Annotated in this window: 10 protein-coding genes; all 10 read left to right on the forward strand. The window is 66.7% G+C overall.

Features of this window, described 5'->3' with window-relative positions:
* The first annotated feature begins 106 nt into the window (after window positions 1-106).
* The 10 genes from AC3WT6_RS05500 (at window position 107) to AC3WT6_RS05545 (ending at window position 14,414) form a co-directional block, all read left to right on the forward strand.
* A complete protein-coding gene (locus AC3WT6_RS05500; protein WP_492652553.1) occupies window positions 107-904 on the forward strand; it encodes an SDR family oxidoreductase in 798 nt (265 codons plus the stop codon).
* Window positions 905-917: 13 nt separating this feature from the next.
* On the forward strand, window positions 918-1,376 hold the full coding sequence (locus tag AC3WT6_RS05505) for a MaoC family dehydratase (RefSeq protein WP_492652554.1): 459 nt from the start codon (window positions 918-920) through the stop codon (window positions 1,374-1,376).
* A 246-nt stretch (window positions 1,377-1,622) separates the two neighbouring features.
* Window positions 1,623-2,828: an acetyl-CoA C-acyltransferase gene (locus AC3WT6_RS05510; RefSeq protein ID WP_492652555.1), complete on the forward strand. Its 1,206-nt coding sequence runs from the start codon at window positions 1,623-1,625 to the stop codon at window positions 2,826-2,828.
* Window positions 2,829-3,022: 194 nt separating this feature from the next.
* Window positions 3,023-4,138 carry a WD40/YVTN/BNR-like repeat-containing protein gene (locus tag AC3WT6_RS05515; protein ID WP_492652556.1) on the forward strand — a complete coding sequence of 372 codons (1,116 nt, stop codon included), beginning with the start codon at window positions 3,023-3,025 and terminating at the stop codon, window positions 4,136-4,138.
* The gene (locus AC3WT6_RS05520; RefSeq protein WP_492652557.1) at window positions 4,135-6,711 is read left to right on the forward strand and encodes an efflux RND transporter permease subunit; all 2,577 of its coding nucleotides are present in this window, start codon (window positions 4,135-4,137) and stop codon (window positions 6,709-6,711) included. The genes AC3WT6_RS05515 and AC3WT6_RS05520 overlap by 4 nt, the downstream gene beginning before the upstream one ends.
* A gap of 3 nt (window positions 6,712-6,714) precedes the next feature.
* Entirely contained in the window at window positions 6,715-7,158 is a 444-nt protein-coding gene (locus AC3WT6_RS05525) for an MmcQ/YjbR family DNA-binding protein (RefSeq protein ID WP_492652558.1), read from the forward strand.
* A 289-nt stretch (window positions 7,159-7,447) separates the two neighbouring features.
* Complete coding sequence (locus tag AC3WT6_RS05530) at window positions 7,448-9,061, forward strand: DUF1302 domain-containing protein (protein ID WP_492652559.1); 1,614 nt, start codon at window positions 7,448-7,450, stop codon at window positions 9,059-9,061.
* A gap of 46 nt (window positions 9,062-9,107) precedes the next feature.
* Window positions 9,108-10,481 carry a DUF1329 domain-containing protein gene (locus AC3WT6_RS05535; RefSeq protein WP_492652560.1) on the forward strand — a complete coding sequence of 458 codons (1,374 nt, stop codon included), beginning with the start codon at window positions 9,108-9,110 and terminating at the stop codon, window positions 10,479-10,481.
* A 177-nt stretch (window positions 10,482-10,658) separates the two neighbouring features.
* Window positions 10,659-11,756 (forward strand): amidohydrolase family protein, encoded by a 1,098-nt coding sequence (locus AC3WT6_RS05540; protein WP_492652561.1) that lies wholly within the window; start codon window positions 10,659-10,661, stop codon window positions 11,754-11,756.
* Window positions 11,757-11,840: 84 nt separating this feature from the next.
* On the forward strand, window positions 11,841-14,414 hold the full coding sequence (locus AC3WT6_RS05545) for a CaiB/BaiF CoA transferase family protein (RefSeq protein ID WP_492652562.1): 2,574 nt from the start codon (window positions 11,841-11,843) through the stop codon (window positions 14,412-14,414).
* The last annotated feature ends 122 nt before the right edge of the window (window positions 14,415-14,536 follow it).

Consider the following 14,536-nt stretch of genomic DNA (forward strand, 5'->3'; position numbering starts at 1 on the left):
GCCACAGGCGACAGAGGGGTTGCGGTGGCTGCCGCTCTCGTCTTTCTGACGTAGGCGCGCAGGCGTGCTGAAACGGCACACTCGCGGCTCGGTAACGAGAGCCCGCATGTCGACAGAACCGCAAGCCGCACCCGCCTATGTTCCCGCCCACGGCCTGCTGAAAGGCCGCTCGGTGCTGATCACCGCCGCCGCCGGTGGCGGCATCGGTTTCGCCGCCGCCAAGCGCTGCCTGGAAGAGGGCGCGCGGGCGCTGATGCTCTCCGACATCCACCCGCGTCGCACCGCCGAGGCCGCCGAGGCGCTGGCGAAGGAATTTCCGGACGCGCAGGTGTTTGGCCAGGTCGGCAATGTCGCGGTCGAGGCCGATGTCCAGGCCCTGATCGAGGCGGCCGAGGAAAAGCTCGGTGGCGTCGATGTGCTGATCAACAACGCCGGCCTGGGTGGCAGCAAGCGCGTCGTCGACATGAGCGACGAGGAGTGGAACAAGGTGCTGGACGTGACCCTGACCGGCACCTTCCGCATGACCCGCGCGATGCTCAAGAAGATGCAGCCGCGCGGTCGTGGCGCCATCGTCAACAATGCTTCGGTGCTCGGCTGGCGCGCGCAGAAGGAGCAGGCGCACTACGCGGCGGCCAAGGCCGGCGTGATGGCGCTGACCCGCTGCTCGGCGCTCGAAGCCGCCGATTACGGCGTGCGCATCAACGCGGTGTCGCCGTCCATCGTCTTCCACGACCATCTGCGCAAGTCGGCGCCGGAGTCGCTGCTCAAGGAGCTCGCCGCGCGCGAAGCCTTCGGCCGTGGTGCCGAGGCCTGGGAGATCGCCAACATCATGGTGTTCCTGGCCTCCGACTATTCCTCCTACCTGGTTGGCGAAGTGATCTCGGCTTCGTCACAACGTTCCTGAACAAACCAAGCGCATGGCCAACAAGACTTTCTCCTCCGCCGAAGAACTCATCGCCGCCATCGGTCAGCCCTTGGGTGAAACCGAGTGGCTGACCGTCACCCAGGAGCGCGTCAATCTGTTCGCCGACGCCACCGACGATCACCAGTGGATTCATGTCGACGCGGTCAAGGCCAAGGACGGCCCCTTTGGCGCGCCCATCGCCCACGGCTATCTCACGCTGTCGCTGGCGGCGCGCTTCCTGCCGCAGCTGATCGAAGTGAAGATGAAGATGGGCGTCAACTACGGTTGCGACAAGGTGCGCTTCCCGGCGCCGGTGAAGGTCGGCCAGCGCATCCGTGGCAAGGGCGAGATCGTCGCGGTGGAGCAGACCAAGGACGGCGGCGTGCAGTCGACGCTGCGCCTGACGGTGGAGATCGAGGGCGGCGCCAAGCCCGCCTGCATCGCCGACACCATCAGCCGCTACTACTTTTGAGGCGCGGCGATTTTCAGACCCGCCGCGTAGCAGCGGCTGAAAATCGCCGTCTCAGCCCATAGTGCGGCTGCAGGTAGCCTGTGCGTAGCCGCGGCTGAAAATCGCCGTCTCGCCAATATCGCCACCCTTCCCTGAGGGCGAATTTCGAGAACGCATTCTCGAAGTTCGGCGCTACTACTTTTGAACGAGGCTTGCCCAGGCCCGGAGGCCTAGGCTCGTTGCCATTCCCGTTATCCGGAGAGCTGCATGAACGAAGCCGTCATTGTCTCGGTTGCACGTACCGCCATCGGCAAGGCCTATCGCGGGGCCTTCAACGACACCGAGGCGCCGGTGCTGGGTGGCGAGGTGGTGAAGGCGGTGGTGCAGCGCGCCGGCGTCAGCCCGGACGAGGTCGATGACGTGCTGATCGGCTGCGCCGCCCAGCAGGGCACCCAGGCCTACAACCTCGGCCGCCTCTGCGCCTACACCGGCGGCCTGCCCGACACGGTGCCGGGCATGACGCTCGACCGGCAGTGCTCGTCGGGCCTGCAGACCATCGCCATCGCCGCCAAGAACATCCTCGCCGGTGAGCAGAACATCGTCGTCGCCGGCGGCCTGGAGTCGATCTCGCTGGTGCAGAACAAGCACAAGAACAGCTACCGCTTCGTCTCCGAGGCGGTGCTCAAGGCGCAGCCGGCGGCCTACATCCAGATGATCGAAACCGCCGAGCTGGTCGCCCAGCGCTACGGCATCTCGCGCCAGCAGCAGGACGAATACTCGCTGCAGTCGCAGCAGCGCACCGCCGCCGCCCAGGCCGCCGGCAAGTTCAGCGACGAGCTGATCAGCTTTGAAACCACCAAGCAGCTCTACGACAAGGAAGGCAATCCCACCGAGAAGCAGGTGGTGAAGCTGGCCAAGGACGAGGGCAACCGCGCCGACACCACGCTGGAGAGCCTGAGCGCGCTCAAGCCGGTGTGGAAGGACGGCAAGTTCGTGCCGCAGGGCGCGCACATCACCGCCGGCAATGCCTCGCAGCTCTCCGACGGCGCCGCCGCCACCTTGCTGATGAGCCGGGCCGCAGCCGCCAAGCGCGGCCTGAAGCCGCTGGGCATCTATCGCGGCTTCGCGGTGGCCGGCTGCAAGCCCGACGAGATGGGCATCGGCCCGGTCCACGCGGTGCCCAAGCTGCTGGCGCAGGCCGGCCTCAAGGTCTCCGACATCGGCCTCTGGGAACTCAACGAGGCTTTCGCGGTGCAGGTGATCTACTGCCGCGATCAGCTCGGCATCGCCAACGACCGTCTCAACGTCAATGGCGGCGCCATCGCCATCGGCCATCCCTTCGGCATGTCCGGCGCGCGCATGGTGATGCATGCCCTGATCGAAGGCCGCCGGCGCGGCGTCAAGTACGTGGTGGTGACCATGTGCATCGGCGGCGGCATGGGCGCGGCCGGCTTGTTCCAGGTGGCCGATTAGAGACTGTCGGCGCGGATGGAACAGCAAACCCATTCGCGTCGAGTGCGTCTGAGCTGGCGGACCTTGGTGGCCCGTTGCACACTCAGCAGAACGCCCCTCTGGACGCTGGGGACGCAAGGAGCCGCAGGATGCGCAAGCTCCACATTTGAATAGGGCCTGGCGATGACCGGGTCATGCAGCAGAGGAGATTCAGCATGGCAAGCACCGCCCCGGGCTCCCGCCCGGGCATAACGCCAGCCCGCGCCGTCGGCGCCTGGCCGTCCTACGTCGTTTCGCTGATCGTGTTGCTGGCGGCGCTCTATGCCTTTTCGCCGCGGCCGATGCCGCCGTTCCCGGCCACCGAGGTGCATCCGGACGGCTTGCAGATCAATGCCCTGCTCAAGGCGGGCGGCAAGCTGCTGGCGGCCGGCGAGCAGGGCCGCATCCTGATCGCCGACAGCGAGAAAGGCCCCTGGATCGAGGCCAAGGTCGAGCCGCAGCGCGGCAGCGCGCTCACCCAGATGGCGGCGGTCGGCAACAAGACCCTGATCGCGGTCGGCCACGACGGCTGGATCCTGCGCAGCGAGAACGAAGGCGCGAGCTGGCAGGAGGCGAACTTCGACTCCGAAAGCTCCGATCCCCTGCTCGGCATCGCCGGCCCCTATGCCGGCAAGCTCTACGCGTTTGGCGCCTTCGGCAAGTTCCTGGTCTCCAGCGACGACGGCAAGACCTGGCGCCAGCAGCCGCTGGTGGAAGCCAGCAGCGGCGAAACCAGCGCCGCCGCGTCCGCCGCCGAGCCAGACCCCTATGCCGATCCCTTCGCCAACATCTCCAGCGGCGGCGGCATCGCCGACGGCCACATCAATGCCATGACCCGCGCGCCGGACGGCGCGCTGGTGATGGTCGGCGAGCGCGGCATGATCGCCCGCTCCACCGACGAGGGGGCCAGCTGGACGGCAGTGCCGCAGGTCTACACCGGCTCCTTCTACGGCTTGCTGGCGCTGCCGCCGAAAGGCCTGCTGGCCTACGGCATGCGCGGCAATGTCTTCCGCAGCGAGGACAGCGGCCAGACCTGGGTGAAGGTCGAGACGCCGCTGGCGCTGTCGCTGTTCGGCGCCACCAGCACCCTGCGTCGGGAGATCATTCTGGTCGGCGAGAACGCGGTGGTGATGGTGTCCAAGGACGGTGGCAAGAGCTTCAAGCTCGGCTCGCTGGGCGAGCAGCAGCGGCTCGCCGCCGCCTTGCCGCTCGATAGTGGCGATCTGCTTACCGCCGGCGAGTTGGGCCTCGCCCTGCGCAATCCCTACCGTGGTACCGGAGTGCAGCCATGAGGCGCATGGAAAGATTCGTCAAGGCCTGCTCCGCGCTGCTGCTGGGCTGGCGCAAACCGCTGTCGGTGCTGTTCACCGCCATCACCCTGTTCTTCGGCTGGAGCGCCACCCATATCAAGCTCGACCCGGGCTTTTTGAAGCTGATCCCCATCGAGCATCCGTACATGCGGACGATGATGGAGTACATGAAGGATTTCTCCGGCGCCAACACCCTGCTGGTGAACCTGCGCTGGAAGGGCGAGGGCGACATCTACAATCCGGAATTCATGGATGCGATGCGCAAGGCCACCGACGAGGTGTTCTTCATCCCCGGCATCAACCGCACCGCCGTCGCCTCCATCTACACGCCCAACACCTATTACATCGAGATCACCGAAGACGGCTTCAAGGGCGAGCCGGTGGTGCCGGCGAAGTTCTCCGGCCAGCCGGAAGAGCTCGACCGTGTGCGCCACAACGTCAAGCTCTCCGGCCAGATCGGCCTGTTGGTCGCCAACGACGGCAAGTCGGCGCTGATCCGCGCCAACCTGCAGGACTACGATCCCAACAAGCCGCAGGAAGAACAGCGCGTCGACTACTGGGAAGTGCAGAACCGCCTGGAGGAGATCCGCGGCCGCTTCGAAAACCCCAAGAAGTACATCTACAAGCTCAAGGCCGATCACCCGCCGCTGAAAGCCGGCGAAGTGGTGGCCGAGGGCTATGTCGATCACGGCATCGCGCTGTTCATGCAGACCTTCAAGGCGCTGCGCCCGGTCGAAGGCCAGGACGCGCCGCAGGCGATCGCGGTCAAGGGCAGCGAGGTTAGTGTCGAGACCGTCGCCAATGCCGAGTACAACGACAAGATCGAGGTCAACATCATCGGCTTCGCCCGCCTGCTCGGCGATGTCATCAAGGGCCTCCTGGGCGTGTTCGCCTTCTTCGCCCTGGCTTTTCTGATCACGCTGGCCCTGCTGTACTTCTACTCGCGCTCGGTGCGGCTGACCGTGGTCGCCCTGGTGGTGGCCCTGCTGCCGGTGCTCTGGCTGATCGGCACGCTGCCGCTGATCGGCTTCGGCGTCGACCCGATGTCGATCCTGGTGCCCTTCCTGATCTTCTCCATCGGCGTTTCCCACGCGGTGCAGATGACCAGCGCCTGGCGCCACGAGGTGGTGGCCGGAGCCGACTCGCTCAAGGCCGCCGACTCCGCCTTCCGCAAGCTGTTCATCCCCGGCGCGGTGGCGCTGCTGACCAACGCGCTGGGCTTCGCGGTGATCATGTTCATCGACATTCCCATCGTCCATGAGCTGGGCATCACCGCCTGCATCGGCGTGCTGCTGATGATCGTCACCAACAAGATGATCCTGCCGATCATCCTCAGCTACGTCAGCCTGGAAGAGTCCTGCAAGAACCATCACCGCTCGCGCGCCCAGACCCGCAAGGAAAACGGCTTCAGCGAGCGTTGCTGGAAGCAGATCGGCCGCTGCGCCGAGCCCAAGACCGCGCTCTTGATGTTCGGCATCGGCCTGAGCGTGCTGGCGGTGGCCACCGTGCTGTCGCGCGACATGGTGATCGGCGATCTCGGCCGTGGCGTGCCGGAGCTGCGTCCGGACTCGCGCTACAACCGCGACAACGACGTGATCGGCAGCAATTACAACATCGGCACTGATCTGTTGACGGTGATCGCCGAGGCCAAGGATTTCGACGGCGACTCCTGTCTGCACTACGAGGTGGTGGGCCTGATCGACCGCTTCGAGCTCTACCTGCGCGGCGTCGACGGCGTGCGCTCGGTGACCAGCGTCGCCGGCATCGGCAAGCTGGTGATTGCGGCCTTCAACGAGGGCAATCCGCGCTGGCGGGCGCTGCCGCGCACCCAGACCGGCCTCTCCACCGGCTCCAAGGCCTTCGACCCCAACCTGGGCCTGAACAACGAGGGCTGCAAGGCCATCCAGGTGATGATCTTCACCAACAACCACGACGGCACCACCATTGCCCACGTGGTGGCCGAGATCAAGAAGTTCATCGAGGCCAACCCGACGCCGGGCGTGAACCTGCGTCTGGCGACCGGCAATGTCGGCGTGATGGCCGCCACCAACGAGGCGGTGGCGGAGGCCGAGGAGACCATGCTGCTCGCTATCTTCGGCGCGCTGACCCTGCTCTGCCTCATCACCTTCCGCTCGCTCAAGGCCACGCTCTGCGTGCTGGTGCCGCTGGCCCTGGTGTCGATCTGCTGCAACGCCCTGATGGCGGTGCTGGGCATCGGCCTGAAGGTGGCGACGCTGCCGGTGGTGGCGCTCGGTGTGGGTGTCGGTGTCGACTACGGCATCTACCTGTTCGAGCAGATCCAGCACGAGATGCGTCACGGCTCCAGCTTCCGCGAGGCTTTCGAGGCGGCGATGCGCCAGCGCGGCAGCGCGGCGGTGTTCACCGCCATCACCATGGCGATCGGCGTCGGCACCTGGACGCTTTCGGCGCTCAAGTTGCAGGCCGACATGGGTCTGCTGCTGGCCTTCATGTTCGTGGTCAACATGCTCGGCGCGATCTGCCTGCTGCCGGCGCTCGGCGCCTGGTTCTTCGGCAGCGAGGGCAAAAAAGGCTAGGCCATGGCGACGCGCCGCAAGCCGCGTAGCACCGCCGAAACTGGCGGCGCACGCGGCCTGCTGGTGCGGCCGCGCGAGGCCTCGCTGGATGCCGATGGCGCGCAGCTGGCCCGGTTGCGGCGCGCCTGCCTGGCGCTGCCGGAAGTGTGCGAGCGGCTGGGTCATGGCTCGCCCTGCTTCTACGCCGGCCAGAAGATCTTCGCGATGTACAGCGACAACCACCACGGCGATGGTCGCCTCGCGGCCTGGCTGAAGGCGCCGCCCGGCGCGCAGGAGATGCTGCTGGAGACCTCGCCCGAGGCTCTCTTCCGTCCGCCCTATGTCGGTGCCTATGGCTGGATCGGTGTGCACCTGCGTCATTGCGACGATGCGGCACTGGCGAATCTGGTCGGCAGCGCCTACCGCGCGGCGGCGGGCAAGAAGCTGCTGGCGCTGCTGAACGATTAGGTCCGGCGGCGCCCTGCAGCCGGCACAGGGGCAACGGCCGCTCGTTCGCCAGTGCATTCGTCGGCCCAGAGCCGCCGTTCAGTCGGACTGCGGTCAACGCTGGTGAGCCTGCCTCGCCGCCGCGCGCGCGGCGAAGGACTGAATCCCTTGGAGTTTTCCCGCCGCCTCGGCCCGGCGCGCGGCGCGGCTGTGCCCGGCCATCGTCTGCATGGACTAGGAGCTGTCTCCAATGCCCTGACCATGATCGCCTCAGCCGGACATCCAACAAAGTCCGGGAGGAGATATAAAAATGAAGTCCGGCAACACGGTCGGCGGTCGGCGTGCATGGCGCCCCGCACACAAGCTGCTCGCGGCGGCGCCGCTGCTCTGGCTACCTCTGGCGCAGGCCGGCTCGGTCAATCTGAGCCCCAGCCTTTCACTCGACTACCTGGCCAACCTCACCTATAGCGCCGCATGGCGGCTGGAAGATCCCGATCCGGCACTGACCGCCGACGTCAACAGCGACGACGGCAATCGCAACTTCGCCGGCGGTTCGATGATCAACAACCGGCTGGCGCTGCTCGGCGAGCTGAATCTGAAGCAGGGGCGGCAGGGCGTGTTCCTGCGCGGCAGCGCCTTCTACGATCAGGTCTACCGCGACAGCAACGACAACGACTCGCCGAGCACGGTCAACAAGAGCGGCGACAACACCGCCTTCACCTCCGAGGCGCGGCGCTATCTGGGCATGCGCGCGCGGCTGCTCGACGCCTACGTCTACAGCAGCTTCGACCTGGGCTCGACCGCGCTGGATCTGCGCGTCGGCGACCAGGTGGTGAGCTGGGGCGAGAGCCTGTTCTTCCCCAATGCCAGCGGCGCGCAGTCGCCGGCCGACGCCACCAAGTCGAACGTGCCGGGCACCGAGGTGAAAGAGATTCTGCTGCCGGTCGGGCAGGTCTACGCGCAATGGGGCCTGACCCCGCGCTGGAGCGTGGCTGGCTACTGGCAGTGGCAGTGGAAGGGCACCGAGCTGAATCCGCCCGGCGCCTACTTCAGCGGCAGCGACGTAGTGGGGCCGGGTGCCAGCGTGCTGCTGGTGCCGGCCTTGGCGCCGTTCGGCGCCGACCGCGTGCCGCGCGGTGCCGACCTCGCACCTGGCGATGACGGCCAGTGGGGCGTCTCCACCAAGTTCCTGTTCGGCGAAGCCACCGAGGCGGGGCTCTACTACCTGCAGTACAGCGACAAGAATCCGGTCGGCGTGCAGTTGGACTACACCGCCATCCAGGTCGCCCCCGGGGTGTTCGTGCCGGTGCCGGCGCAGTACCACGTCGCCTACACCGACGACATCCAGATGTTCGGCACCAGCGTCTCCACGCAGCTGTTCGGCACCGCGCTGACCGGCGAAGTGAGCTATCGCCAGGACGCCGGCATCGGCATCAACGCCCCCAGCGCGACTCCAGGGCGCGGCGACGCGGTGCAGGCCAATCTCGGCTTTACCCGGCTGATACTGCCGACCTCGCTGTGGGACACGCTGACCCTGGTCGGCGAGGCCTCCTGGGTGGAGCTGACCGAGGTGCAGCCGCTGACCGTCGGTGGCACCACCTACGACCAGCCCAGCAATGGCGACAGTGCCGGCGCCTACCAGTTCTTGGCGCAGTTCGGCTATCAGCAGGTGCTGCCGGGCTGGGATCTGACCGTCTCGCTGGTGCATGCCAATGCCTTCAAGGGCAAGTCGGCCATCGGTGGTGCGCTGGGCAGCCTCACCGGCTCGGCCGACAAGCGCTACAGCCTGGGGTTTGGCTTCAAGTACCTGCAAAACCTCGAGCTGCAGCTGGCCTACAACGGCTATCACGGCACTCCCGACCCCATCAATCGCTCGTTGGCCGACCGCAGCAATCTCGCCTTCAGCGCCAAGTACAGCTTCTGAGTCGCCCCAGGGCCGCTCAGTGATTTCCTGCATTAGGAGAATCCACATGCTTCAACTACATCCGGGCCGCCGCACTCTGCTGGCCAGCCTGCTATGCCTCGCGCTGCTGCCGGCCGCGCAGGCGGCGGTAAGCGCCGAAGAAGCGGCGCAGCTGGGCAAGACCCTGACTCCGACCGGCGCCGAAATGGCCGGCAATGCCGATGGCAGCATCCCTGCCTGGAGCGGCCAGTGGCTGGGCGCGCCGCCGCAGGTGAAGTACGACGGCAAGCGCAACGCCGACCCCTACCCAGGCGAAAAGCCGCTGTTCGTCATCACCGCCCAGAACCTCGCCACCTACAAGGACCGCCTGAGCGAGGGGCAGAAGGCGCTGTTCGCCAAGTACCCGACCAGCTACCGGATGCCGGTGTACGCGACCCATCGGGATTTCCGCTACAGCGACCAGCTCAACGAAAACGTCCGCCTCAACGCCACCGGCGCCAAGCTCTCCAACGAAGGGCTGACGCTCAAGGGCGCCTATGGCGGCCCGGCGTTTCCGATCCCCAAGACCGGCATCGAGGTGGTGTTCAACATCATGACCACCGCCTCGGCCTGGATGTACGAGGCGCCAAATGTCGGCGCCTATGTGCAGCCGGGTGGCAGCGTTGGCTGGTCGCGCACCACGCTGGCCGCCTACAACCGCTACCAGAAGGGTGACGACCGCGCGCACTGGGACGACGGCATCTACTCGCAGAGCATCAGCGTGCAGAAGGCGCCACCGCGCGACGCCGGCAAGATCTCCTACACCGTCAACACCTTCGACTTCGTAGGCGCGCCGCGTCAGGCCTGGCAGTACGACCCCGGCTCGCGGCGCCTGCGCAAGTCGCCGGATGTCGGCTTTGACTACCCGATGCCTACCGGCCCGCGGGTGGTGGACGAGCAGAACGGCTTCAACGGTTCGCCGGAGCGCTTCGACTGGCAGCTGATCGGCCGCCGCGAGGTCTACGTGCCCTTCCACACCAACCGGCTGGAAGACCCGGCCACCCGCTACGCCGATGTCATCAGCACCCGGGGTCACCCCAACCCCGATCTGATCCGCTGGGAGCTGCGCCGCGTGTGGGTGGTGGAAGGCACGCTCAAGAAGAGCACCCGCCATGTCTATGGCAAGCGCCGCTTCTATGTGGAGGAGGACTCCTGGCAGGCGCTGCTGGCCGACAACTACGACACTCGTGGCCAGCTCTGGCGAGTGGTGAGCAATTGCGCCGCCTATGCCTACGACGGCCAGTTCTACTACCTCAACGCCAGCTTCTACCAAGACCTGCAATCGGGCGCCTATAGCGCCGAGAACATCACCAGCGAGGAGCCGACCTCGGCGCGGTTCAACCGTCGCGAGCCGGGTGCCAACGAGTTCACGCTGGACGGCGTGCGCCGCGGCGGTAACTAGGGCAACGCCCGCGGCGCCCGGTTGGAGCCGGGCGCCGCGGTTTCATCGGGCTGGTGAGTCTCACCCATTTGAGGCAGGTGCCTGGGGAGCGCGGCCGTTGTAATCGGGCGGCAGCCGCCAGATCGGTTGCCGCGGCTCCGTGCCGCCAGAACCCCAAAACAGTCTGGAGGAGCCCCGATGACCGCCGCTATCAAGGAACGCCTGGTTTCCGCCGATTCGCACGTCTACTTCACCAACGACTGGATCAAGCAGCGCCTGCGCCGCGAGCTGCACGCGGTCTGGGACGAGGCCGGCGCCAAGGCCGAGGCCTATGCCGCCAAGGTGCTGCGCGGCGGCCAGCCGCAGCTGCATCTCGAAGACTTCGTCGACCCCGAGGCCTCCAACGACCCCGGCTACAAGAATCCCGCCGACAAGCTCAAGGCCATGGACCGCGATGGCGTCGAGGCCGAGGTGATCTTTCCCGAGCTGGGCGGCGCCAAGATCTGCACGCCGCAGCTGATGGGCAGCGACTGGAAGGAAGTCTTCAAGGGCTACAACGACAGCATGCGCGACTTTGCCGCGCACAGCCCCGACCGCCTGCTCTGCGCCTATCAGCTGCCGCTGATCGACATCGACTTCGCGGTGCGCGAAGTCACCCGCCTGGCGCGCGACAACAAGGCGCGCTGCGTGCAGCTCACGCCGTTCCCGGCCGATCTCGGCCTGCCGGATTTTCACGATCCGCGCTACATCCCGCTCTGGAAGACCATCGAGGAGACCGGGCTGACGATCATGAACCACCTCGACCTCAAGGCCGATCTCTGGGACGTGTTCCGCCGTGATCCGACGCCGCAGAAGGGCATCTTCACCGCGCTGCCCTGGGCGCCGATGGCCGAGACGCTGTGCTTCTGGATACTCACCGGCACGCTGGAGAAGTACCCGAAGATGAAGGTGGTGTTCGTCGAGCCGGGCCTGGGCTGGATCCCCTGGTTCTTCGAAACCCTGCTCGACCCGCGCATGGATCTGCACTACCAGTTCCCGGGCGTGAAGCAGAAACCCAGCGACACCTTCCGCCAGCAGTGCGGCGCCACCTTCATGTACGAGCCCAAGGGCCTGAAGACCTTCTACGACTACTTCGGCGCCGACTGCCTGTACTGGTCCACCGACTTCCCGCACCCCGCCACCTGCTGGCCCAACTCGCAGGCGCAGGTGATCAGCCAGTGCGCCGAGGCCGGTATCGGCGAAGCCGACCGCCGGAAGATCGTCAGCCAGAACGCACTGAAGACTTTTGCGCTTTGAAATCCGTGAGGCGTGAGGGGTGAGGCGCAGCCGCAGCTCAGCCCTCACCTCACGCCTCACGCCTCACCCCTCACGGAGATACAGATGTCCGCCGTATTCGAAAAACTGAAAGTCCTCGACCTGACCTGGGGCATCGCCGGCCCGATGGCCACCATGCTGCTGGCCGACAACGGCGCCGAGGTCACCAAGATCGAGCCGCCCGGCGGCGATCCCTACCGCAACCAGCTCGGCTACCACGTCTGGCAGCGCGGCAAGCGCAGCGCCATCCTCGACTTGAAGAACGCCGAGGACAAAAAGGCCTTCCTGGCTCTGGCGCAGGTCGCCGACGTGCTGGTGGAGTCCTACTCGCCGGGCACCACCACCAAGCTCGGCATCGACTACGCCACGCTCAGCAAGCTCAACCCGCGCCTGGTGTACTGCTCGATCACCGGCTACGGCCGCGAAGGCGAGCTGGCCCAGCGCCCGGCCTACGACGCGCTGGTGCAGGCGCGCACCGGCCTGATGTTCGAGCAGCGCGGCTGGGCGGAAGGCGCGCTCAACCACATCAGCGGTCTGCCCGATCCCTTCCCCGATCTCGAAATCCCGCAGGACTGGGTGCAGGGCGCGCCGCGCGAAGGCCCGCTGTTCGTGGCCTCGCACTGGCCCAGCCTGGGCGCCTTCTTCAACGCCAGCCTGGGTATCTCCGCCGCGCTGCGCGCCCGCGAGCTGACCGGCCGTGGCCAGTGGGTGGAAACCTCGCTGCTCGCCGGTGCCCTGGCCGGCGCCGCCGGCGTCTGGCAGCGCGCCGAAAAGCCGGATGCACCGGGCTTTGATACCTGGATCCTCAACTGCAAGTCGCCCAAGGGCCACTTCCAGGCCAAGGACGGCAAGTGGCTGCACAACTGGGTGCCCAACCCGCGCTTCATCCTGCAGGCCGCCGAGGGCGACACGCTCAACGCCTCGCCCGACCTCACCGTGCAGAACGACCCGGACCGCTTCGGCACCGGCCCGGAAGAGATTCTGGTGATGTCGCACTACCAGCCCATCCTCGCCGAGGCGGTCGCCAAGTTCCCGGTCGCCGACTGGGTGCAGGCCGCCGCCACCGCCGAGATGACCATGCAGCCGGTGCGCTCCATCGAGGAGTCGCTGGCCGACAACGCCTTTGTTGAAGACGGCTGCGTCACCGAGGTGCAGGACCCGGTGCTGGGCCGCATCCGCACCGTCGGCAATGCCTTCAACATGAGCAAGACGCAGGGCAAGCCCGGCCACGCGCCGGTCGCCGCCGGCGCCAACACCGCCGAAGTGAAGGCCGAGGCGGCGAAGATACTCGCCGAGGCCAAGGCCGCCACCGCCGCCGCCAATGCCGGCAAGCAGATCAAGTCGCCGCTGGAAGGCGTGGTGGTGCTTGATCTCGGCCTCGCCATCGCTGGCCCCTTCGGCACGCAGTTGCTCAGCGATCTCGGTGCCACGGTCATCAAGGTCAACGGCCTGTTCGATCTGTTCTGGCACCGCGTGCACATCGCCTACATGGCCAACCGCGGCAAGAAGTCGATCACGCTCAACCTCAAAGACCCGCGGGCGATGAAGATTTTGCTCGACTTGGTGAAGCAGGCCGACGTGGTGCAGCACAACATGCGCTACGACGCCGCCGAGCGCCTGAAGATCGACTACGAGAGCTTGAAGCAGATCAACCCCAAGCTCATCTACGCCCACTCGCGCGGCTTCGAACGCGGCGTGCGCGCCGGCCTGCCCGGCAACGACCAGACCGGCGCCTGCCTCTCCGGCATCCAGTTTGAGGATGGCGGCATGGCGCGCCCCGGCGCACACGGCGAAGTCGGCCGGCCGCTGTGGAGCTTCACCAGCTTTGGCGACACCGGCAACGGCTTCCTCTCCGCCACCGCCATCATCAACGCGCTCTACCACCGCGACCGCACTGGCGAAGGCCAGTTTGTGGATACCTCCATCATCAATGCCGCGCTGCTCAACACCAGCTACGCGGTGGCCACGCCCGAGGGCAAGGGCTTTGCCCGCCCGCGCATCGGTGGCGATCAGCTCGGCTATTCCGCCGGCCATCGCCTCTACCAGGCCAAGGACGGACGCTGGCTGTGCTTCGTGCTGGTCGAGCAGAGCCATTGGGACGAGCTGTTCACCGTGCTGCGCGCGCCCAAGCTCGCGGTTGATCCGCAGTTCGCCACCCCCGAGGCGCGTACCGAGCACGACGCCGCGCTGGCGACCTTCATCGACGGCCGCATGAAGGCCAAGACCGCCGCCGAGTGGTTTGCCGAGCTGGATGCCGCCGGCGTGCCGGTGGAGATCGTCGACGAGGAGTTCTCGCGCCGCCTGCACGACAACCCCGAGTTCCAGAAGCAGGGGCTGGTGGTGTCTTACCCGCATCCGGTGGTCGGCAAGCTCGACCAGATTGGTCTGCTATTCAGCCTCAGCGACACCCCCGGCGTAATCCAGGGCCGGCCGCTGCTGGTGGGCGAGCACACCAAGGAAATCCTCGCCGGCCTGGGCTACAGCGAAGACGAAGTGAAGACCATGGAAGAGCAGATGGCCATCGGCTTCGTCGGCATGCCGCGCATGCCCCCGCGCCCGGCGCCGAGTGCTGCTGGCGGAAAGGAAGCGCCCAAGCAGGGCATGGCGGGGATGTTGGCGCAAGAGTCAGCGAAGAAGTAAGGCGGACTGGCTGCAAGAGAAGCCCTCGCGGCGTACGCTGCGGGGGCTTTTTTGTATCCGTCGTTGCTGCGGGAGGAATGGCGGCTATCAGCCCTAAGCAGCCGCTCGAAGCCTGAGTTGAG

Source organism: Stagnimonas sp. FW305-C-60 (assembly GCF_058782965.1).

What these genes read in the sequence shown, in the direction of transcription:
- AC3WT6_RS05500 (WP_492652553.1), top strand. Translation starts at nt 107, where the DNA reads ATGTCGACAGAACCGCAAGCCGCACCCGCCTATGTTCCCGCCCACGGC.
- AC3WT6_RS05505 (WP_492652554.1), top strand. Translation starts at nt 918, where the DNA reads ATGGCCAACAAGACTTTCTCCTCCGCCGAAGAACTCATCGCCGCCATC.
- AC3WT6_RS05510 (WP_492652555.1), top strand. Translation starts at nt 1,623, where the DNA reads ATGAACGAAGCCGTCATTGTCTCGGTTGCACGTACCGCCATCGGCAAG.
- AC3WT6_RS05515 (WP_492652556.1), top strand. Translation starts at nt 3,023, where the DNA reads ATGGCAAGCACCGCCCCGGGCTCCCGCCCGGGCATAACGCCAGCCCGC.
- AC3WT6_RS05520 (WP_492652557.1), top strand. Translation starts at nt 4,135, where the DNA reads ATGAGGCGCATGGAAAGATTCGTCAAGGCCTGCTCCGCGCTGCTGCTG.
- AC3WT6_RS05525 (WP_492652558.1), top strand. Translation starts at nt 6,715, where the DNA reads ATGGCGACGCGCCGCAAGCCGCGTAGCACCGCCGAAACTGGCGGCGCA.
- AC3WT6_RS05530 (WP_492652559.1), top strand. Translation starts at nt 7,448, where the DNA reads ATGAAGTCCGGCAACACGGTCGGCGGTCGGCGTGCATGGCGCCCCGCA.
- AC3WT6_RS05535 (WP_492652560.1), top strand. Translation starts at nt 9,108, where the DNA reads ATGCTTCAACTACATCCGGGCCGCCGCACTCTGCTGGCCAGCCTGCTA.
- AC3WT6_RS05540 (WP_492652561.1), top strand. Translation starts at nt 10,659, where the DNA reads ATGACCGCCGCTATCAAGGAACGCCTGGTTTCCGCCGATTCGCACGTC.
- AC3WT6_RS05545 (WP_492652562.1), top strand. Translation starts at nt 11,841, where the DNA reads ATGTCCGCCGTATTCGAAAAACTGAAAGTCCTCGACCTGACCTGGGGC.